This window comes from Cytobacillus sp. S13-E01, assembly GCF_029193815.1.
Classification (GTDB): domain Bacteria; phylum Bacillota; class Bacilli; order Bacillales; family Bacillaceae_L; genus Bacillus_BV.
This window is the reverse complement of the sequence record NZ_JARFVC010000047.1, coordinates 1-21797: the sequence shown is the minus strand read 5'-3', so window position 1 is coordinate 21797 and position 21797 is coordinate 1. Positions and strand designations below refer to the sequence as shown.

General features: G+C 37.6%; 16 protein-coding genes and 1 pseudogene. 7 read left to right on the top strand and 10 right to left on the bottom strand.

All coding sequences use genetic code 11. The annotated features are described in order from the left end of the window. Positions 1 to 378 precede the first annotated feature (378 nt). Positions 379 to 1770 (bottom strand): DEAD/DEAH box helicase, encoded by a 1392-nt coding sequence (locus tag PY093_RS19625; protein WP_275647483.1) that lies wholly within the window; start codon positions 1768 to 1770, stop codon positions 379 to 381. A gap of 609 nt (positions 1771 to 2379) precedes the next feature. Between PY093_RS19625 and PY093_RS19620 the strand changes: the two genes are divergently transcribed. From PY093_RS19620 to PY093_RS19610, 3 genes are all read left to right on the top strand, one after another. Further along, positions 2380 to 3240: a DegV family protein gene (locus PY093_RS19620; RefSeq protein ID WP_275647482.1), complete on the top strand. Its 861-nt coding sequence runs from the start codon at positions 2380 to 2382 to the stop codon at positions 3238 to 3240. Between the two features lie 191 nt (positions 3241 to 3431). Continuing rightward, positions 3432 to 3896 (top strand): hypothetical protein, encoded by a 465-nt coding sequence (locus PY093_RS19615; protein WP_275647481.1) that lies wholly within the window; start codon positions 3432 to 3434, stop codon positions 3894 to 3896. Between the two features lie 159 nt (positions 3897 to 4055). Beyond that, a complete protein-coding gene (locus PY093_RS19610) occupies positions 4056 to 5597 on the top strand; it encodes an FAD-dependent oxidoreductase (protein WP_275647480.1) in 1542 nt (513 codons plus the stop codon). 165 nt (positions 5598 to 5762) lie between these two features. Here the strand turns inward: PY093_RS19610 and pgmB are convergent, their stop codons facing one another. The 4 genes from pgmB to PY093_RS19590 form a co-directional block, all read right to left on the bottom strand. Further along, positions 5763 to 6434, bottom strand: coding sequence for a beta-phosphoglucomutase (pgmB, locus tag PY093_RS19605; protein ID WP_275647479.1), 672 nt, complete (start codon positions 6432 to 6434; stop codon positions 5763 to 5765). A 58-nt stretch (positions 6435 to 6492) separates the two neighbouring features. Next, the gene (locus tag PY093_RS19600) at positions 6493 to 8787 is read right to left on the bottom strand and encodes a glycoside hydrolase family 65 protein (protein WP_275647478.1); all 2295 of its coding nucleotides are present in this window, start codon (positions 8785 to 8787) and stop codon (positions 6493 to 6495) included. Between the two features lie 714 nt (positions 8788 to 9501). Then, positions 9502 to 9942: a threonine/serine exporter family protein gene (locus PY093_RS19595; protein ID WP_275647477.1), complete on the bottom strand. Its 441-nt coding sequence runs from the start codon at positions 9940 to 9942 to the stop codon at positions 9502 to 9504. A gap of 28 nt (positions 9943 to 9970) precedes the next feature. After that, complete coding sequence (locus PY093_RS19590; protein ID WP_275647476.1) at positions 9971 to 10723, bottom strand: threonine/serine exporter family protein; 753 nt, start codon at positions 10721 to 10723, stop codon at positions 9971 to 9973. A 250-nt stretch (positions 10724 to 10973) separates the two neighbouring features. Here PY093_RS19590 and PY093_RS19585 point away from each other — a divergent pair, with 250 nt between their 5' ends. Beyond that, positions 10974 to 13082 (top strand): metallophosphoesterase family protein, encoded by a 2109-nt coding sequence (locus PY093_RS19585; protein ID WP_275647475.1) that lies wholly within the window; start codon positions 10974 to 10976, stop codon positions 13080 to 13082. Positions 13083 to 13294: 212 nt separating this feature from the next. Here PY093_RS19585 and PY093_RS19580 read toward each other — a convergent pair whose 3' ends face one another. After that, the gene (locus tag PY093_RS19580; protein ID WP_275647474.1) at positions 13295 to 15013 is read right to left on the bottom strand and encodes an ABC transporter ATP-binding protein; all 1719 of its coding nucleotides are present in this window, start codon (positions 15011 to 15013) and stop codon (positions 13295 to 13297) included. A 181-nt stretch (positions 15014 to 15194) separates the two neighbouring features. Between PY093_RS19580 and PY093_RS19575 the strand changes: the two genes are divergently transcribed. From PY093_RS19575 to PY093_RS19565, 3 genes are all read left to right on the top strand, one after another. Next, positions 15195 to 16343, top strand: a complete 1149-nt coding sequence (locus PY093_RS19575; RefSeq protein WP_275647473.1) for an iron-containing alcohol dehydrogenase — start codon at positions 15195 to 15197, stop codon at positions 16341 to 16343. 85 nt (positions 16344 to 16428) lie between these two features. Continuing rightward, positions 16429 to 17847 (top strand): NAD-dependent succinate-semialdehyde dehydrogenase, encoded by a 1419-nt coding sequence (locus PY093_RS19570; protein ID WP_275647472.1) that lies wholly within the window; start codon positions 16429 to 16431, stop codon positions 17845 to 17847. Positions 17848 to 18210: 363 nt separating this feature from the next. Beyond that, complete coding sequence (locus tag PY093_RS19565) at positions 18211 to 18519, top strand: DUF2642 domain-containing protein (RefSeq protein WP_275647471.1); 309 nt, start codon at positions 18211 to 18213, stop codon at positions 18517 to 18519. A gap of 54 nt (positions 18520 to 18573) precedes the next feature. Here the strand turns inward: PY093_RS19565 and PY093_RS19560 are convergent. From PY093_RS19560 to PY093_RS19545, 4 genes and pseudogenes are all read right to left on the bottom strand, one after another. Then, a pseudogene (locus tag PY093_RS19560) lies at positions 18574 to 20127 on the bottom strand (BCCT family transporter). Positions 20128 to 20265: 138 nt separating this feature from the next. After that, positions 20266 to 20937, bottom strand: a complete 672-nt coding sequence (locus PY093_RS19555) for a hypothetical protein (RefSeq protein WP_275647470.1) — start codon at positions 20935 to 20937, stop codon at positions 20266 to 20268. Positions 20938 to 20967: 30 nt separating this feature from the next. Beyond that, a complete protein-coding gene (locus PY093_RS19550; RefSeq protein ID WP_275647469.1) occupies positions 20968 to 21192 on the bottom strand; it encodes a hypothetical protein in 225 nt (74 codons plus the stop codon). 16 nt (positions 21193 to 21208) lie between these two features. Further along, positions 21209 to 21346: a hypothetical protein gene (locus PY093_RS19545; RefSeq protein WP_275647468.1), complete on the bottom strand. Its 138-nt coding sequence runs from the start codon at positions 21344 to 21346 to the stop codon at positions 21209 to 21211. Between the last annotated feature and the right edge of the window lie 451 nt (positions 21347 to 21797).

The following is a 21797-nucleotide window of genomic DNA, read 5'->3' as shown; positions in this document are numbered from 1 at the left end:
ATTCATAAATACGGGTTGCTTTTAGTTGATATTACTTTAACATTTAACGGGAAAAATTAAGTGATAGAGAGTATGGTTGTAGATACAGGAGCTGCTAGAACGCTAATTTCTCAAAATATTGTTGAAGATATTGTGAGGACTTTAAAAAGTCGGATGATTGTTTAATGACTGCTAAAAAAATATATGAGTTATTGAAGTGCACTTTAAATGAATAAGAGTAACTATAAAATCAACGCTTAGAGTATAATCTCTAAGCGTTTTTCTTTGTAAATAAATATGCGTTTTTTACTGTTAATCATAGTGTTATTGATATACTTTTTAAATTTTTTCTCCACATTATCAGAACTAATTATTATTCAAAAGAGTCACTTTTTCTTTCTATCTTGAACGTGACTGGCCTTTGTTTCTAGGTGAAGGCCTTGAATCATTTCTTCCTTTTTTGGATCGTCCCATTACTGATCCACTTTTAGATCCTGTTCTAGATTGTCTTTCTGTCGTTGATCTTCCACTCTGCACTTTAGAAGAATTTGATCTTCTACTCGCTTGATCACTATCTTCTCTAGGTTTTCGAGGTCGATCAGATTCTCTAGATTTTCCGGATTTTCTATTTCTTGAATCGTTCTGTTCTGAATGTCTGCCATTTGTTTCTGTGTTCGGTATTTCCCTTCTTCGTTTTTCAAGTGTCGTTTTTATCCCTTTTTCAATCTGCACTAAGTACAGCTCATCTTTTGGTGCTACTAATGTTACAGCAAGTCCTTCGTCACCCGCTCTCCCCGTTCGCCCGATGCGATGGATATAACTCTCAACATCATGAGGAATATCATAATTAAACACATGAGTTACCCCAGTAACATCTAATCCCCGTGCGGCAACATCTGTCGCAACTAAAAATTGCATTTTTGCCTCACGGAATCTCTTCATAACTAGTTCCCGCTTCGCCTGAGATAGATCTCCATGCAATTCATCTGCATTGTAGCCATTTGCCTTTAACGCATCATTGAGTGTACTTGCTCTTCTTATCGTTCGACAAAAGATAATCGCCAGAAATGGCCTATATTCATCTAATAGTGTAAAAAGGGTTGCTTGTTTTGTTCGATCGGTTGTCTCGACAACAAGCTGTTTTATTTCTGTTACAGTTATTTGTTTTGCACGTACTTGAATTTCCTCTGCGTCCTTCATATAATTTTTAGCCAATGAACGAACCTGTTTAGACATTGTTGCTGAAAAAAGCATTGTTTGCCTAGTATATGGTGTCTCTCCTATTATTTCTTCTACTTCTGGTAAAAATCCCATATGCAGCATTTGGTCGGCTTCATCTAAAACTAACATTGATATTTCAGATAAATCAACCGTGCTTCGTCTGATATGATCTAAAAGTCTCCCTGGGGTTGCAACCACAATTTGTATTCCTCTATTTAACTTCTTGATTTGCCTGTCAACGTCCTGGCCACCATATACTGCTAGGATATGTACATCAGATAAATTCTCAATCATTTTATTAATCTCGTTCGTTATTTGGAGGGCAAGTTCTCTTGTTGGTGTAACAATTAATGCTTGAACATGCTTCCTATTTGGATCCACCATTTCTAAAATTGGTAATACAAAGGCTAACGTCTTTCCTGTTCCAGTTTGAGCCTCCGCAATCACATCCTTTTTGGCCAATAACCTTGGAATTGATTGTATTTGGATTGGTGTTGGATCAGTAATTCCATTTTTCTTTAAAATAGAATCAATTTCAGATCTAACTCCTAATTTTAAAAAGTTTTGCACTAAAAACACCTCGTTTTCTATGTTTGTATTCGTAAAACTTAGAACTGAGTATAGTGGCTCTTTTTCCCGGTTTAAACATGAATATCAACGTACCTTAAAATAACTACTTTCGATTTGGTTGAATAAACCTATCTTTCAAAAGAGAGCCTTTATATTTTCCGAATTACATACTAATTCTCTTCATTATAGCATTTTCAATAAATACTCATTTTATTTCTATTAAAAGCTTAGTCATAAATTTGTCAATGATTACCGTACTATAGCAATTATGTGTTTTTCTTATAGCATACGTTGTTTTTTATAGGTATAATTGATTGAAACAACTGAAAACTATAAAGGAAACTTCCCTAATTAGGGGTCTTTTACACCCCACTGAGGGTTAGTTGACCCTATAATGCTAGGGTTACGCACGTCCTATATGCTTCGTCGGGCTTTTTCGGGCAGTTATCCCGTTCTAACAAGCGCTAATCCTCAATCAAAGAAAGCGTTCGTTAGAACCCGATTCCCATTGGTTCCCCCACTTAAACTTCCCCGAATACTCTAAGTTTTGAAGTGGAGGACTCACAGCCCTTTAATTCGGGATAAATTAACAAAAAGGAATCTGATGATATGACTAAAAAAAAGATTGCATGGATTACAGATAGTACAGCATATATCACAAAAGACTTAGCTAGAAATCCTGATGTGTTTGTTGTTCCACTTGGAATTGTATTTGGAGACGATGCTTATGAGGACGGAGTAGATCTAACTGTAGAAGAGATGTATAAGCGGATTCGTACTGAAAAACAAGTTCCAAAAACCTCCCAGCCATCAGCAGGAAAATTTGCAGAGTTGTTTGAAAAGCTAAAGGCAGAAGGTTATAATGCAGCTATCGCAGTACATATTTCTAGTAAATTAAGTGGTACTTTTGCTAGTTGTAAAGCAGGAAGTGATCTTGCTAAATTCGATGTAAGGGTGATCGATTCGAAATCAATGTCGTATGCAATCACTGCCTTATTAAACAAGGGAATTGAATTAGATCAACAAGGTTTATCGATTGACGCTATTACCACTAGCTTAGTAGAAGAAGCCGACAAGGGCAGAAATTATCTGCTATTAGGCAGCTTAGAGCAATTCTACAAAGGTGGAAGAATGTCCGGAACTTCCTATTTATTGGGTAACATTCTGCAAATAAAGCCGATTATCCGTATTAACCAACAAGGGGAATTCGAGCTTTTTGAAAAAGTTCGCTCAGAGAAAAAAGCTAGCAAACGGATTGTAGATTTGTTTGATGTGGATTATCAAAAACATTCTATTGCACAAGTACAGATTATGCATGGTAATGTTCCAGAACGTGCAATGGAATTTGAAAACGAATTTAGAAATAGATACCCTGAACTTGATATTATTATAGGCGATATAAGCTCTACAATTGCCGCTCATGCAGGTGAGGGTACTGTTGGAATCTTGTGGCATATCCAACCGAAATAAGTAAGAAAAGCGAAAGGCGCGCCGGCCTTTCGGCGACAAGCATAAGCCAAGCCGTCTGTAAGGTTGTTCTTTGACCTTCCAGACGGCTTGGCTTATACCATAGGTCCGATGGCGCCTGGAGCTAGACACTAAAACTAGATACAAACTTTTATACTTTTGTATCTTTTAAAAAAACCATATTTGGAGGCTTTATGTTAACTTTTGATGAAAAACTAGCTATTATTGAAGAATTTATTGAATTAGAGCGAAAGGATGTTTCACTCGGTCGTGTTAATTTTCATTTTAAAGAAAGTATAAGTGATAAGAAGAACGTTGTTTACCACTTGCATCCTAATGGCAACGGCTTTGTTTATGGGGAATATCTAACTGGATATGAGACAAATGATAAAGGTATGGTGAACATTAGGGATTTTTCAAAATCAGAGCTACGAACCATTATTCAAAAGTCTATTGATTCTCTATCACATCTACATAACGAAAATGATCATGAGCAAATTGAAGACGAAACATGGATAAATGACGAAAAGCAAAAGCTCACTCTTAAATTTGAAGATGATACATGGAACGTTTATGCAGGGTTAAACCTCGATGGTACATTCAATTCCTATGGAGAAGCTGCACAATTTCTTGATGAAGAAGGGTTTCAGCCAGAATAAAAAGCAAATTTCATCTCAAATCTGCTTTTTTTCCTATATGGATTACGAATATCTGTTTCATAGTTTTGCTTTTATTACAAAACTGGAATATCCATACATTAACTTCATCTGTTTCGGGAAGATTATGGTTAAAGTTTTGTTTGAAGAAGGAGAACTAACATGAGTGATCAAAATTTTTCTGATACAAAAATGCCGCAAATGCCTGAGCCTTATTGGAGAACCTCCATTGATTTGCAGTCCTTTCCGAAACTGAATTCGGATATAGATACAGAGGTAGCAATTGTTGGTGGAGGAATTACTGGAATCACTACCGCATACATTCTTGCAAAAAAAGGGGTGAATGTTGCCCTTATTGATGCGGGAACGATCCTAAATGGAACAACCGGCCACACTACTGCTAAAATAACAGCACAACATGGTCTCATTTATGATCAGTTTATTACCGATTTTGGTCAAGAAAACGCTAAGCTTTATTACGAAGCTAGCAATCAATCCTTACAATTTATTAGACAAGTAGCACATGAAAATAATATTGAATGTGATTTAACGGAAGAGGATGCCTATATTTATACTAATACTGATGAGTATGTAAGTAAAATTGAAAAAGAATTTGCTGCATATGAAAAGCTGGGTATTAGCGGTGAGCTACATACCAGTATACCGCTTTCCTTTTTACAAATAAAAAGAGCCATATCTATGAAAAAGCAAGCACAATTTCACCCTTTAAAGTATTTAAGCCAACTTGTAAAACTAGTGCAAGAGTTTGGTGGAAAATTATACGAAAACACTACTGCCGTTGACATCGAAAAAGGTCCAAAACCAACTGTTATTACAAGAGATGGTATAAAAATAAATAGTGATTATGTGGTCGTGGGTTCACACTTTCCTTTTATTGATTTTACCGGTGCTTACTTTTCGAAAATGTATGCGAGTCACTCCTATGTCCTCGGTGCAACCATTGAAAAAGAGTTCCCAGGGGGAATGTATATCAATGCGGAAAGTCCAGCACGGTCTCTTCGTTATACAGATATGGATGGAGAAAAGCTCATTTTAATTGGGGGAGATGGGCATAAAACTGGACAAGGTGAAAGTATGATGAATCACTATGAAGCATTAGAGAAATTTGGAGTCAAACACTTAGGGATAAAAGACATTCCATATCGCTGGTCAACACAGGATCTCGTAACATTAGATAAACTTCCTTATATCGGTCAAATTACGGCCCTACATGATAACATCCTTATTGGGACTGGCTACCGAAAATGGGGGATGACAAACGGAACAACTGCAGCTAGATTGTTAAGTGATATCATTTTAGATCAAGAAAATCCTTATAAGGAACTATTTTCACCCCAAAGATCTGCAGCACCTGTGAAGAGTATTAAAAATTTTATTACAACAAACGTTGATGTTGCGAAACATTTAGTTAAAGGGAAGCTAGAATTTGTCAATAAAAAACCTGAAGATCTTACAAGTGGTGAGGGCTCTGTTGTCTCTGTTAATGGAAAAAGAGCTGGAGCTTATAAAGATGAAAACGGTAAGCTATTCGTAGTCGATACAACATGTACCCATATGGGCTGTGAGGTTGAATGGAACAGTGGAGATTGTACATGGGATTGCCCTTGCCATGGTTCTAGATTTTCAATTGATGGTGAAGTGGTAGAAGGTCCGGCCAAGAAACCACTGAAAAGGGTTGAGTAACAATTTGTAAGAAGTACTTTTTTCCGTCTAAAAGGAAGTGACTAGTGTCTCGATTCCCTGTGATCCTAACCGAAACAGGCTTATACCATAGACTGATGGCGGACACTAAAACTAGGTATGAAATTTTACCCTTATCTTTTAAAAAGAGGTGGTTTTCACCTCTTTTTATCCCAGTTTGTACTTCTCTATCAGTTTGGCCAATGATAACTCAGCGGTTCTTTCATATACTACATCTGCTTTTGCAAGCGTGTCTTTGCTACCGACACCAACCGCAAACATCCCCGCACCCTTGATTGCTTCTACACCTGCAACTGCATCCTCTATCCCGATACATTCAGTAGGATCTACATTCAATGCTTTCGCAGCCGTTAAAAATATTTCTGGATCTGGTTTGCTGTTTTTTATCGTTGCAGCATCAATAATCACATCAAACTGCTTTGTTAATTGAAGTGACTCCATGACAGTGAACGCATTTTTACTAACCGATGCAAGACCTATTTTAAACCCACGATTCTTGATCTCAGCGATTAGGTTTTCAACCCCAGGTAAGATATCAGCAGGACTGATTTCTTGAATAAGTCGTTTATAATGTTCGTTTTTTTGATCAGCTAGATTTTCTTTTTCTTCTATAGTAAAGTCATGCTCGCGACCTCCAAGAGCAAGAATTTTCTCTAGTGAATCCATTCTTGAAATTCCTTTTAACTCTTCATTAAATTCTCTTGTGAAAGGAACATTGATACCTTCACCAAGTGCTTTCCAAGCTAAATAATGATATTCTGCTGTGTCTGTTATGACACCATCTAAATCGAATATAACGGCTTGTAGTGGTTTACTCATCACGAACCTCCAAATCTTTTTATGTTAAGCTCCCTAAAATAACAGGGAGCTTAGCTATCTATTGTCTTAAGGGTACACTTATTTCACCGTTTTCACCTAAAGTTACTGCTTCACCATAAAGGTTAAGTGAAAACTCTGGTCCATCTTGAGAAATTGAAACCTTCTCTTTATTCACTTCAACTTTAATTAAATGGTCTCTGTACACAATTTTAAATGTATAGTGTTCCCATGCCTTTGGAATAAATGGCGAGAATGAAAGAGTTTCATTCGCTGATCTCATTCCTGCAAAGCCTTGAACAATCCCAAGCCACGCCCCTGTCATACTCGTGATATGAAGGCCATCTTCTGTGTCATTATTATAATTATCCAGATCAAGACGTGCTGTACGATTATACATTTCATACGCCTTTTCCACCATGCCAAGCTCAGCAGCAAGAATAGCATGAATAGATGGTGATAATGAAGATTCATGGACCGTCATTGGTTCATAGAATTCAAAATTACGGCGTTTTTCTTCCATTGAAAATTCATGATTTAAGAAATACAATCCTTGAAGAACGTCTGCTTGTTTAATAAAACAGCTACGCAAAATTTTATCCCATGACCAATTTTGGTTAAGAGGACGGTCTTCAGGCTTTAATTGATCAACTGTTAATAGATCCTTATCTAGAAATGTATCATGTTGAACAAAAACTCCTAGCTCCTCATCATATGGAAGATACATTTTAGTTAGTATATCCTGCCAATTATTCATCTCTTCTTCTGATATGTTTAATCCTTTAACACGATCATTATGGCCGTTTTCTATTAGATATCGAATTGCTTCAAGTGTATATGTTAACGTCCATTTTGCAATGCGATTTGTATACCAGTTATTATTGATATTATTTTCATATTCATTTGGACCTGTTACACCGTGGATCATATAAACATCATTTTTCTTATTATAGTGAACTCGATCAGCCCAGAAGCGCGAAATTCCTGTTAACACATCCATTCCATATTCATTTAGATAGTTTTTATCACCAGAGTAGTTAACATAGTTATAAATCGCATAAGCAATTGCCCCATTACGGTGAATTTCTTCAAACGTGATTTCCCACTCGTTATGACTCTCAATGCCGTTAAAGGTAACCATCGGGTAGAGCGCACCTTGGAGACCCTGTTGTTTCGCATTATGGTAGGCACCATCAAGTTGGTTATGTCTGTAAATGAGTAGGTTTTTTGATACCTCAGGATTTGCAGTCGATAAATATAGTGGTATTGCATAGGCTTCTGTATCCCAGTAGGTTGCTCCACCGTATTTTTCACCCGTAAACCCTTTCGGACCAATATTTAAGCGTGCATCTTCGCCATAGTACGTAGAGAATAACTGAAATAAATTGAAGCGAATACCTTGCTGTGCCACATCGTCACCCGCTATTTGAATATCCGCCATCTCCCAGCGTTTAAGCCAGCCTTTTTTATGATCGGCCAACAAAGTATCATAGCCTTTTTCCGTTACTTTTGCTAAAAGATTATTTCCTTTTTCAACAAGCTTGCTTTCTGCGTGATCGCGGTCTGTTGTTACAGCTACATATTTATATAGACTAACCGCTTTGCCTTTTTCGGCTGCAACAGTGATAGTATTCTCAACGTATGTTTCCTTTTGACTTGTAGCTAAGCTAGTAACGTTTCCGTCTATTAGAACCTTCATTGTTGTAGCAACTTGAAATCTTGCAGTACCAAAAGGATTTTCCTTCGTTTTCATAACAAGGCTTCCTTCATTCTCAGAAACAGCTTTACTAACTACAGTCCAGAAATCCTCCTCATAATTCGAATCTTCATTTTGAACATTCCCATCTAAATAAGGGATAAATGTAACTTCGCCATCATAGTTAGTTGGTGTTACTGTGTATTTAATTACTGCTAATTCACTTTCTTCAACTGAAAGAAAACGAACAACATTAATTTCTGTTTCCTTTTTCCCCTGAACAACGGTGAATTTACGTGTAAGTACCCCATGCTGCATATCGAGCTCACGGTAAAATTCTCTAACTGTATTTCTATATAAATCAATTTCTTCTCCATCAACAAACACACGGATTCCAATATAATTCGTTGAGTTAATTACTTTACCAAAGTATTCTGGGTAACCATTTTTCCACCAACCAACACGTGTTTTATCAGGAAACCAAACTCCCGCTATGTATGAACCACGGTGAAAATCGCCTGAGTAATTTTCTTCAAAATTTCCTCGCATACCCATGTGGCCGTTTCCAAGACTTGTAATGCTTTCAGCAAGCCGAAAATCTTCTTTATGCAACTCTGTTTCAATAACCTTCCAGCCATCTACCTCAAATAATCTATTCATAATTCACACCCTCTTAAGTTTATGCGCAAACGTTTTCGCAAAATAGTAAAAAAATATCAAAATTAAGATCCCAACCTATATTATATATAAAAATCACAAACATAGAAGTAGATATTTTGTTAATTTTAATACTCCACTACCCATTTTAAGATCGTCTATCCTTGTAATGACCATTATACATTACACTATAACATATCTTAAACAAAGAAAAGCGCAAGACATTTCATACTTTAAAATCCGGGGTCTGCAATCCCTTGTCGTTTCAAATTCCATAAGAAAAGCGCAGGGCGCCCGCTTATCGGCGACAAGCATAAGACGAGCCCTGACTGAAGGCGTTCTTTGCCTTCGGGAAGGGATTGGCTTATGACCTCGAGCCGATGGCGCCCGGAGCTAGACACTAAAACTAGGTTCAAATTTTTATACTTTCTTATCTTATAAGAAAAGCGCAGGGCACCCGCTTATCGGCGCATCGATTAAAACCCGCCACGTACTGTGGCGAACATCGACATCAGCACATCCTATGCAAGTCAAGCATAAGACAAGCCGGCTGGAAAGTTGTTCTTTAACCTTCCAGCCGGCTTGTCTTATACCATAGAGCCGATGGCGCCTGGAGCTGGACGTAGATAGACAAAAACTCGAAGTTATACACAACCTTACAATATTATAAATTCCTAAATAACAAAAAACGAACTAGGATAACTGTTCCCCTGGAGTCTAGTTTTTGAATGGCTTAGATCGAGACCGTCTTATTACTTGGTTAATGACTTCAGAAAATACCAACCCCATTGCAATAGCTCCTGAAATCATAAAAGCTTTTGCTGCTAATTGAAGCGCTACATTGTAATCATTTTCAACAAAATTTCTCATTGCATCATAGGCTAGGCCTCCGGGTACTAAAGGAATAATCCCAGAAACACTGAAGATAATAACTGGGGTCTTGTATGTTTTGGCAAAATATTGACTAATAATAGCAACGACGACCGAAGCCATCAAGGTAGCAAGAATGCTATCAAAATAATAGCTATTTAACCCTACGTATGTAATCCATCCACACATCCCGACAAAACCGCATTTAAAGAGTGTGTTTTTAGGGACATTAAATAGGATACCAAATGCTCCAGAGGCTATAAAGCTTGTAATAATGTGTTCTAACATTTTAATCTCCTTTCATGAGTCCCTAACATTAAAAAGATAAAACCACAGCGATACCAGTTCCTATTGCCAATGCTGTTAAAAAAGCTTCGGCACCCTTCGATATTCCTGATACTAAATGCCCGACTATTAAATCCCTTACTGCGTTAGTAATTAATAATCCCGGAACTAGTGGCATGACAGATCCTATGATGATTTTATCTAGTTCTTGTCCAATTTCAAATGTAACAAAAAGGATCGCAAGTATTCCTATTAACAATGATGCTAAAAATTCCGCAACAAATTTTACTTGTACCAAACGGTGAAAATAAACTAAACAAGCAAAACCCACTCCACCTGAAATAAACGCTGGTAAAAAGTCATACCAACCACCCTGAAACATAATTAAAAAACATCCACTTGCAATCGCTGCTGCCAAAATCTGAATCCAAATTGGATATGCAAGATTACTTGTTTCAATCTCTTTTAACTGCTTTATGGCCTCAGTTATGGAAATATCCCCGCTACTTATCTGCCGCGAGATACTATTAACAAGCGTAACCTTTTGTAGATCAGTCGATCTTTCTGATATTCTTATTAGTTTTGTTGGGTCCATTCCATCGATTGAAAAGATGATTCCCGTTGGAGTCACAAAACTATGTGATTGGTCGATGCCATATGAAGATGCAATTCTCGTCATTGTATCTTCAACCCGGTACGTTTCAGCACCACTTTGTAGCATGATCTTTCCAGCAAGTAAACATAATTCGATAATTTCATATGCTTCATTTGACCTATGTTGCAAACTAATCACTCCAATTCTTACTTAAGAATCGTTTTCACCTATAATGGTGTGTAATTTCCTTTATAGATATCATATTATCACATAGTATTTGTTAAATAATCGATAAACCCTACCTATCGAAAATGAAATAATAAACTCTACCGAATAATTTAGCCTTTTTTTCATAAAGTAGATTATTTTTCTCACACGGAATCATTCTGGTTGAATAACATGATAAGAAATCAGCCTAAGAATGGAGAGGTATTATTCCATGAAGATTCCAACGATACTATGCGGGCCGATCATTCGTAGAGTTGAACCTATTCAAGTTTATATTTGGATTGCCTTAAGTAAACCTTTAAATGTAGGGGCCAAGCTCTATAAAACCATTCATAGTAGCCAAAATGATTCGTATAGGTACGAGTTACTTACAGATAAATCAATGACAAAAACAGTCCAACTCGGAAATAGACTTTATATACATTTAATAAAAATTATCCCACATAAGGAGCATTTTCCTACTAATACTTTGCTAGGTTACAATCTCTTTTTTAACACAGGGGACAATGTCCTAAATCTAGGTGACTTCCAGCTGCTCTCACACGATAACCCAAATTCAATCGTATACGGTAATCTTGATTTACCAACATTTTATATTAGTAGTGGTGCAAAATCTAATATTCTATATGGTTCTTGTCGGAAGCTACACGGAAAAGGTGAGGATGTATTAGCTAGTGCAGATATAACTATACAAGAATCATTCTTACAATTAGATAAGCGACCGAGTACTCTTTTTCTTTTAGGAGATCAAATTTATGCGGACGATGTTGCAGATCCCTTAGTACCATTACTATCTTCGATCCGTAGAGAAATAATGGGTCAAGAAGAAGAGCTTGAAAGAGTAGAACCGGCTCTTAACGAAGATTTTGATAAGGATAGAATAAATCGAATTCATGGTAGAAAGTTTATTATGGACCACTTTTGCAAATTTACATCTCTACATTCAGACAATCATCTTATTCAATTTAGTGAGTATGCAGCCATGTATTTGTTGTCATGGAGTCCAGAACTTTGGTTTGCGATGTTCGAGCAACAAATATATGAACCATTTGAAGAAGCACTTAGGAAGGATCAGTTTCATTTTATCTACCCTGATCAGGATCGTTATCATTCAATGCGCGAAAAGGAATTACAAAAACACAATTCCCGATATTCTGAACAGCATGATGACATTATCCGTTTTCAGCATTCACTTCCTCGCATCCGTCGATTATTAGCGAATACTCCAACCTATATGATGTTTGATGACCACGATATAACGGATGATTGGAACATTACAGATAATTGGAAAAGCAATGTATGGAATGCACCGCTCGGAAGACATGTCATCACAAATGGTCTGGCAGCCTATTGGGCCTTTCAAGGCTGGGGTAATGACCCTGAAAACTTTAATGATCGTTTTATAAAAACAATATCAAATTATTTATCTACATTAAATGTAAATTCGCACGCTTATATAAAGTATGTAGAGCAGCTATGGAGTTTTGATAATTGGTATTTTATTGCACCTACTGAACCTAAAACAGTATTCCTCGATACCCGAACAATGCGTGGATATAAGCCTCTTCCTATACCAAAAAAGATAGGAACAATCATTGAAGAACATACACAAGGACCCGAGCTTATTCATGAAAATGGCTGGAGCAAGCTAACAGAGGCATTGGAGAAAAGTGGTTGGAAAGCTGGTACACCTTTGATTATCGCTTCTCCATCTCCTCTTTATGGAATTGAGCTTATTGAATCATTTTTCCACAACTATATTCAACCATTACACCTGGTTGGTATTCCAGTTAGACACACCTTTGACTTAGAGGGGTGGCATTTTAATGGGAAAGGCTTTACAAGATTTTTAGAAATGATTTCACAATGGAACCCAAGTCATTGTTTTATTTTATCTGGGGATGTTCATTACACATACTCTGCCATGGCGGATATAGAGTTTCAAAACAATCGTAAAACGGCTTTGTATCAATTCACAAGCAGTCCCATGAATAACATGAGCTTTACAGGAATATTGGGTTCGTTAATGAAAACAATGATATGGCTTAACTCCATCAATCGCAAAAACGTAAATATGAAACGTTTTTGTGATCAGGAATTTAACATCGTTGAAGAAGCGAAGCATTCATCTTGTCCCGCCTCCTTTGTTTGGAAAGAAACCATTAAATACTTCGAAATGGACAATGGTTCAATAATCGAAACAGAAAACAATGTCGGACTATTTTCTATATCGGCAAACAAAATTCAAAATAGTTTGTTAACAACTGATGATTTTCTACTTAAAAAAAAGGAATTTAGTGAAATCACCTTGAATGATTAAAATTTAAGAAAAGGGGGAATATCTCTTCCTTTTTTTCTAATAAACTAGTAAAACGGGGGAAAACAAATGGTTCAAAGACCAAGGAAATGACTTATGACCTCATGTCCGATGGTGCCCGGAGCTAGACACAAAAACCAGGTAAAAATTTTATACTTTCTTACCTTTCAATAAAAACCTGAGCGTTTAATAGGCTCAGGTTTTCACTACTTTATTTATTGATGCTGATACTGTACACGATGTAAATTAGCAAAAATACCACCTTGGGCAATTAACTCATCATGTCTACCTTGTTCAGCAATCCCTTCTTCTGTGACAACAACAATTCGATCTGCATTACGAATCGTTGCGAGTCTATGAGCAATAACAAGTGTTGTCCTATTTTTCGCAAGTTCTGTTAATGCATGCTGAATGATCATTTCCGTTTCCGTATCAAGTGCAGATGTAGCTTCATCTAAGATAAGAATTGGAGGATTTTTAAGGAACATTCTTGCGATTGCAATTCTTTGCTTTTGGCCACCTGAAAGTTTTAGTCCTCTTTCACCAATTTGTGTTTCATAGCCATCTGGTAGTGATAGGATGAAATCTGCCAAATGAGCACGTCTGGCTGCTTCTTCGATTTCCTCTTGTGATGCACCTAACTTACCATAAGCAATATTTTCACGTAACGTTCCTGTAAATAAAAACACATCCTGTTGAACAATACCGATTTGGGATCGTAGCGATTGTTTGGTCATCTCCCGAATATCGATACCGTCAATCGATATTGCACCTTCGTTAACATCATAAAAGCGAGGGATAAGTGAGCATATCGTTGTTTTACCCGCTCCAGATGGTCCAACAAAAGCAACTGTCTCCCCTGCAGGAATATTCAAATCAATACCCCGAAGAACAGGTCGGTTATCTTCATAACCGAATGTGACGTTATTAAAAGTAATATCTCCATGTAAGTGTTCTACTTCAATTGCATTCTTTGCATCTAGCACTTCTGGTTCTGTATCAATAAGTTCTATAAATCGTTTAAATCCTGCCATCCCTTTTGGATAAAGCTCCATTAGGGCGCTAATTTTATCAATTGGCTTGAATAGAACGTTAACATAAAGAACAAACCCAACAAGATTCCCGTATGATAGTTCACCAGTAAAACTTAACCATGCACCATAAACTAGGACAACTAACGTGAAAAATCGTGTCACCATATAAATTCCGGATGAACTATATGACATGATTTTATAAGCCACAAGTTTTGCGTTACGAAATTTTTGATTGTCTTTAGAAAATCTAGCAATCTCAAAATTTTCATTTGTAAATGATTGCACGACACGAACACCTGAAACACTATCTTCAACACGTGCATTTACATCGGCAATATCACTATACATTTGCTTCCAGGCTTTATTCATTTTAATATTACAATAGGTAATTAACCAAACAAGCAAAGGAACTATTAATATCGCGATAATGGCAAGCTTTACATTAATGGTGAGCATTATCAAAAACGCCCCAAAAAATGTCATGATCGCAATAAACAAATCCTCTGGACCATGGTGGGCAAGCTCACCAATATCAAAAAGATCATTCGTAACACGACTCATAATATGACCTGTCTTTGTATTATCAAAGAAACGAAACGATTGTCTTTGAACATGATGAAACAATTGATGGCGCATATCTGTTTCAATATTAATACCAAGCATATGTCCCCAGTAATTAACAATAAACTGAAGAAGAGTACTACTTACATACATTATTAAAAGCACTAGACTTACCAATACAATGGCATTCCAATCACCACTAGGTAATAATGAATCAATAAACCATGAAACGGCTAGTGGAAAGGCTAACTCAAGCAACGCTACTACTATTGCACTACTAAAGTCCAATGCAAATAGCTTTTTATGTGGCTTGTAATACGAGAAAAACCGGTTAATCATACTTATGTCTCCTTAAAAATTCCATTAAATATACTAGGATTATAGATTGTAATAAAAAATTAGGCAATCTTAAGTTTTATCTACTATTCTATTATTTGTTATAATATATTGAAAATAGAAATAATTATATAACCCAAAAACCATGGTTTTCAAAGATAAATCTATGATAAGGGGACTTAAAATGACTATCTCTACTTTTAAAATTGCAAATAAGCTTATTACAGGTAAGGGTTCAACACAACTTCTTGGTCAAGAAATTAGTGGATTAGGAATGAAAAATCCGTTAATAGTGACAGATGAAATTCTGCAGAAGGTTGGGGTCGTTGACAAAATTACTGATTTATTAAATGGGCTAAGTTATGGAGTCTATACAGGAGTAAGACCTGAGCCTGAATTAGCAATTGTTGAGGATTGTAAGACTATATTCATTGAAGGATCACATGATGGACTAATCGCTTTAGGTGGGGGAAGTGCCATTGATATCGCAAAGGCTGTTTCAGCCTATGCTAATTATGATGGGACTATCGATGAGCTGATTGGAACAGATTTAATACCACATAGAGGAGCTCCAATCATAGCAATACCAACAACAGCTGGTACTGGTTCTGAAGTTACGAATATCGCGATTTTATCTGATAAGGAAGCACAATTAAAAAAAGGAATTGTTAGTGATTATCTACTGCCCGATGTTGCGATCGTATCTCCAGAGATGACATTAACCATGCCTAAGTCAGTAACTGCTGCTAGTGGCATCGATGCACTCGTCCATGCGATTGAAGCCTACATATCTGTAAATGCCTCACCAATAACGGATTCACTTGCCATAGGGGCTATTAAATTAATTGCAAAAAACCTTCCAAAGGCATATGCAAACCCCGATCATGTAGAAGCAAGAGAAAATATGGCAACTGCTAGTTTAATGGCTGGTATGGCATTCGGTAATGCTGGGGTAGGTGCCGTTCATGCACTTGCATATCCATTAGGGGGACGTTTCAATATTGCACATGGAGTAAGTAATGCCCTATTACTGCCATATGTTATGGAATGGAATAAAATTAGTTGTGTTGAAAAATTTCGGGATATAGCAGTTGCCCTAGGAGCTAACACATTGAATCTTTCTGATGAGGAAGCTGCAGACCATGCGGTACAAACCATGAGACGTTTATGTGATACAGTAAATATTCCAATAGGAATGCGACACTTTAATGTCCCAGAGGAAGATATACCAGCTATGGCTGAGGATGCCTCTAAAATAACGAGACTTTTAAAAAATAACCCTCGTAAACTTTCAAAAGAAGAAATTGAAGAAATTTATAAATCTGCATACTAAAGAAAAGCGTAGGGCGCCCGGAGCTAGGCACCAAAACCAGGTATAAATTTTATGCTTTTTTGTCTTTTAATAAAGGGGGATGAAAATGGAAAAGTATTCAATGTATATTAACGGAGAATGGGTTGGAAGTGATCTCAATGTAATTGAGGTTAATAATCCTGCTACAGATGAAGTGATTGCTACTGTTCCATTAGGTGGTACTGTTGAGGCGAGACTCGCGGTAGATGCTGCATATAGTGCGTTTAAAGAATGGTCACAGTATTCAGCCTATGAACGTGCTGAACTGATTTGGAAATGGCATAACCTGATTGATGAAAATAAAGAAGAACTTGCAAGAACAATGACAATTGAGCAAGGCAAACCATTTAAAGAGGCAGTAGGTGAAATTGGATATGCAAATGGATTCCTAGCGTGGTATGCAGAGGAAGCAAAACGTATCTATGGAGAGACAATTCCTGCTACTGGGCGTAATAAACGATTATTTGTACACAAGCAACCAGTTGGTGTTATCGCTGCAATTACACCTTGGAATTTCCCAGCTGCGATGATTACCAGGAAGGTAGCTCCAGCATTAGCTGCAGGTTGTACGGCAGTAGTTAAACCAGCTGAACAAACACCACTTACAGCTCTTAAACTAGCTCAACTCGCCGAGAAAGCTGGGATACCAAAAGGGGTACTAAATGTCGTAACAGGTGACGCACAAGCAATTGGAGAAGTATGGTTAAAAGATGCTCGCGTTCGTAAGCTTACATTTACAGGTTCGACAGAGGTAGGAAAACTGTTAATGCGAAGGTCAGCTGACACTGTTAAAAAAGTTAGCTTGGAGCTTGGAGGACATGCACCAGTTATTATAATGGATGATGCTAATCTAGATAAAGCAGTTGAAGGTGTTTTAGCGTCAAAATACCGAAATGCCGGACAGACATGTGTTTGTTCGAATAGAGTGTATGTTCATGAATCAATTCATGATGTGTTCATCGAAAAATTTAGCGAAAAGGTGGCTGAGCTTACGGTTGGAAATGGCCTCGATGAAAATGTTCACATCGGGCCACTCATTGATCAAGCTGCAGTCGATAAAGTAGTGAACCATATTGAAGATGCCAAATCTAAAGGTGCAGTTGTTAAACTTGGTGGGGGTATTGTTTCAAATCTCTTCTTTGAACCAACAATTCTTTCAAATGTAAATGATGACATGCTATGTATGCGTGAAGAAACCTTTGGTCCGCTTGCACCTATTACCACTTTTAAAACTGAAGAAGAAGTCATTGAACGCGCGAATGACTCAATCTTTGGGCTGGCGGCATATGTTTTCACTGAAAATATAACGAAGGGGATTCGCATTTCAGAAGCCCTTGAATATGGAATCATTGGTTTAAATGATGGCCTTCCCTCAACTCCACAAGCCCCATTTGGCGGCTTTAAGCAAAGTGGAATTGGCCGTGAGGGTGGACATTATGGTATTGAAGAATACTTGGAGATAAAATATATATCGTTAGGGTTGTAAACTAGAAACTTGGTAAAAGCAAAAGACAGTGGTATGCAATAAATTCGACATGTTCATAGAAGGTGTCGAATCGAGAAGGTGTCGAATCGTATTAATCTCATGTTATAAGAGCAGAAACTCATCCAGCTACTTACGATGAATTTCGACAATTTTCGACACCTTCTATGAACATGTCGAAATCTTTTACACGGAATGGTTAAAACGGTTAAAACGGTTATATTGAAGCGAAAAAAAATTATCAATTCGAGACTTTGTGGAAGACAAAAAGCCAAGTGAACTATAGGTAACTAGGCTAATGCCGTTACCAACACTCCTTCATGCGCATAGGTATAAGTCTACTACTTAAAAATGGAGTGAAATACCTTGTATGAAAATCAGATATATCCTTACCATCAGCGTTCTGATGTTTCTTTACCGCCCGGAAAATATGTTCATTCTACCCAACTTCAAACAACAATGAATACAACTTCACCTACTTACTGGGTTACAATGGAGCCCATCTTTTTCGACCACCTACTGCTACATTTAAACAAGGATATACGCGTTGTTACAGCAGGTGAATCATTAGAAGGAACATTAACAGGTGTTGCAATCGACCATCTTCAACTTACAATCAATGGCGTAAATTATCACATTCGTTTACCACAAATCATTTATTTTCGGAAAATCTGAATATGCAAAAAACAAAAAAACGAGTATAGGGTTTATAAACACCTATGACTCGTACTATTTCTTCTCTTTCTTATTAGCCGCTTCCTCCAGACGCCGGAAACGCCTTAAGTCCGCTTTCCGAATCGGAAGTGGCTCTTTGCGAAGTAGTTTGACAATTGCAACTGTAAGAAGTAGAAGTAAAACAGTAAATGGTGGTGCCGCTATCAGTGAAGCCGTCTGCAATGCTTCTAGCCCTCCAGCATACAGTAATACACCTGCAATTGCGGACATTAGTACACCCCATACGATTTTTACAAACTGGGATGGATGTAAACTTCCGAAGGTTGTCATGCTTGCCAAAATATACGTTGCCGAATCAGCTGATGTTACAAGGAATGTGAAGATAAGAAGTATTGCTAGGATAGACATTAGCGTTGATAGTGGCAGATATTCAATTGTCTGAAAAAGGGCGGACGTTAAGTCAGCATTAACAGCGACAGCAATGCCGGTATCCTTATATAAATCATTCCATAACGCCGTTCCCCCGAAAGCAGCAATCCAAAGACAAGCGATGGCCGGCGGAATTACCATCACCCCCATTATGTATTCACGGATCGTTCGTCCCCTAGAAACACGCTCAACAAATGCACCAACATATGGTGACCAGGCAATAGCCCATGCCCAATAAAAGATTGTTCAGTCACGAACCCATGTACCACCTTGATACGGCTGCATACGCAGGCTGTATTGAATAAAGTTTGTAAAATAATCACCAATCGCCAGTGTGAAGGTTTCTAGAATAAAAATAGTGGGACCCGTGATAAATACAAATAATAGCAATACTAGGGCAAGTCCCAAGTTTAAATTACTCAAATAGCGGATCCCTTTATTTAGGCCAGTTGAAGATGATAGCATATAAGCAACAAAAATGATTAGGATAATTACAATTTGAATGCTAATAGAATTACCTGTGCCAAAAACCGCATTCAATCCACCGTTCATCTGAAGAACTCCAAGCCCTATGGAAGTTGCAATTCCCATCACTGTTGCAATCACAGCAAGTGAGTCTATTGTGTTTTTTACTATCGGCTTATCCCCGGTGACCGGCTCCAAAGCCGTCGAAACAAGCCCATTCTTTTGTTTTCGGAACTGTAAAAACCCAATTACGAGACCAACAATTGCAAAAACGGACCATTGACTGACACCCCAATGGAAAAAGGAGTATCCCATGGCAATCCTTGCTGCTTCTTCAGTCTGACCTTCTACTCCAGCGAATGGAGCCGAGAAGAAATGACTCATTGGTTCTGCAACGCCCCAAAAAACGAGCCCTGCACCAAAGCCAGCCGAGAATAGCATACCAACCCAGGTGAAAAATGAAAATTCCGGGCGCTCCTCATCTCCTCCAATACGGATAGCGCCATACTTGCTAATTGCTAGCCCTACTAGGAAAATAATTAGAATTGCTACCGCAAGCAGATAAAACCACCCGAAATTAACTGTTGTAAAATTAAAAAGTTTGCCAGCTACGTCACCAAACCTTTTTGGCATAATTGCCCCTAAAAGAACCAAAAGCATGATGACCGCAGCTGACACTGAAAACACAGGATTTTTCAATATATTTCTATCCATGTCAGCCCCCTAAACGTATTTGTATAATTATTCCTTAAAAGAAATTGAAATGAATTGAAGTAACTTCATTCACACTCTCAATAGGCTTTGTTTATGATTTACTAAAATAAAGAAAAAATACGCCTCAAGCCACACTACCTACATATTAAGATTGCTCTTCTGATTACCTTTTTTTATTTTTTTCGGAGTTTCGGGCATCAGATTGCCCTTTTGATTACCGTTTTTTATTTCTTTCGGAGTTTCGGGCATCAGATTGCTCTTCTGATTACCGTTTTTTATTTTTTTCGGAGTTTCGGGCATCAGATTGCCCTTTTGATTACCGTTTTTTATTTTTTTCGGAGTTTCGGGCATCAGATTGCCCTTGTGATTACCATTTTCTACTTTTTTCGGAATTTCGGGCATCAGATTGCTCTTCTGATTACCGTTTTTTATTTTTTTCGGAGTTTCGGGCATCAGATTGCCCTTTTGATTACCGTTTTTTATTTTTTTCGGAGTTTCGGGCATCAGATTGCCCTTGTGATTACCATTTTCTACTTTTTTCGGAATTTCGGGCATCAGATTGCTCTTCTGATTACCGTTTTTTATTTTTTTCGGAGTTTCGGGCATCAGATTGCCCTTTTGATTACCGTTTTTTATTTTTTTCGGAGTTTCGGGCATCAGATTGCCCTTGTGATTACCGTTTTTTATTTTTTTCGGAGTTTCGGGCATCAGATTGCTCTTCTGATTACCGTTTTCTATTTTTTTCGGAGTTTCGGGCATCAGATTGCTCTTCTGATTACCGTTTTCTACTTTTTTCGGAATTTCGGGCATCAGATTGCTCTTCTGATTACCGTTTTCTACTTATTTCGGAATTTCGGGCATCAGATTGCTCTTCTGATTACCGTTTTCTACTTTTTTCGGAATTTCGGGCATCAGATTGCTCTTCTGATTACCGTTTTCTACTTTTTTCGGAATTTCGGGCATCAGATTGCTCTTCTGATTACCATTTTTTACTTTTTTCTGAGTTTCGGGCATAAAATTGCTCTTCTGATTACCGTTTTTTATTTTTTTCGGAGTTTCGGGCATCAGATTGCTCTTCTGATTACCGTTTTATATTTTTCGCACGATTTCGGGCATCAAGATTGCTCTTTTGGTTACCGTTTTCTATTTTTCGCACGATTTCGGGCATCAGATTGCTCTTCTGATTACCATTTTCTATTTTTCGCACGATTTCGGGCATCAAGATTGCTCTTTTGGTTACCGTTTTTTTGCGGAGTTACATAGCCGACTCCATTAGAGACCACTGATACCAAGGTACTTTACTAGATACGGATGCTCAGATTTAATTTTAAAGAAAACTCGCTGAGTATTGAGCCTGAAGGGCGAAGACAAAGGCGTAGTTGCACTTATGCGTTTTAGAATAAGAAAAGCGCAGGGCGCCCGCCTATCGGCGACAAGCATAAGACAAGCCGGCTGGAAGGTTGTTCTTTACCTTCCGGACGGCTTGGCTTATGACCTCAGGTCCGATGGCGCCCGGAGCTAGACACTAAAACTAGGTTCAAATTTTTATACTCCCTCATTAAAGTAAGGTTTTTCTCTTGTTTTCTCTGTTTTTCTCAGTATTTCAAATTTCAATAAGACTGCACTTTAATGGACTAACAGAACTTTATTTGTATTTTAGAGGAGGAGGA

Coding starts and splice junctions, on each gene's coding strand:
- PY093_RS19585 (WP_275647475.1), top strand. CDS start 10,974: ATGAAGATTCCAACGATACTATGCGGGCCGATCATTCGTAGAGTTGAA.
- PY093_RS19600 (WP_275647478.1), bottom strand. CDS start 8,787: ATGAATAGATTATTTGAGGTAGATGGCTGGAAGGTTATTGAAACAGAG.
- PY093_RS19575 (WP_275647473.1), top strand. CDS start 15,195: ATGACTATCTCTACTTTTAAAATTGCAAATAAGCTTATTACAGGTAAG.
- PY093_RS19620 (WP_275647482.1), top strand. CDS start 2,380: ATGACTAAAAAAAAGATTGCATGGATTACAGATAGTACAGCATATATC.
- PY093_RS19610 (WP_275647480.1), top strand. CDS start 4,056: ATGAGTGATCAAAATTTTTCTGATACAAAAATGCCGCAAATGCCTGAG.
- PY093_RS19615 (WP_275647481.1), top strand. CDS start 3,432: ATGTTAACTTTTGATGAAAAACTAGCTATTATTGAAGAATTTATTGAA.
- PY093_RS19555 (WP_275647470.1), bottom strand. CDS start 20,937: ATGCCCGAAATTCCGAAAAAAGTAGAAAACGGTAATCAGAAGAGCAAT.
- PY093_RS19550 (WP_275647469.1), bottom strand. CDS start 21,192: ATGCCCGAAACTCCGAAAAAAATAAAAAACGGTAATCAGAAGAGCAAT.
- PY093_RS19570 (WP_275647472.1), top strand. CDS start 16,429: ATGGAAAAGTATTCAATGTATATTAACGGAGAATGGGTTGGAAGTGAT.
- PY093_RS19595 (WP_275647477.1), bottom strand. CDS start 9,942: ATGTTAGAACACATTATTACAAGCTTTATAGCCTCTGGAGCATTTGGT.
- pgmB (WP_275647479.1), bottom strand. CDS start 6,434: ATGAGTAAACCACTACAAGCCGTTATATTCGATTTAGATGGTGTCATA.
- PY093_RS19545 (WP_275647468.1), bottom strand. CDS start 21,346: ATGCCCGAAATCGTGCGAAAAATAGAAAATGGTAATCAGAAGAGCAAT.
- PY093_RS19580 (WP_275647474.1), bottom strand. CDS start 15,013: ATGATTAACCGGTTTTTCTCGTATTACAAGCCACATAAAAAGCTATTT.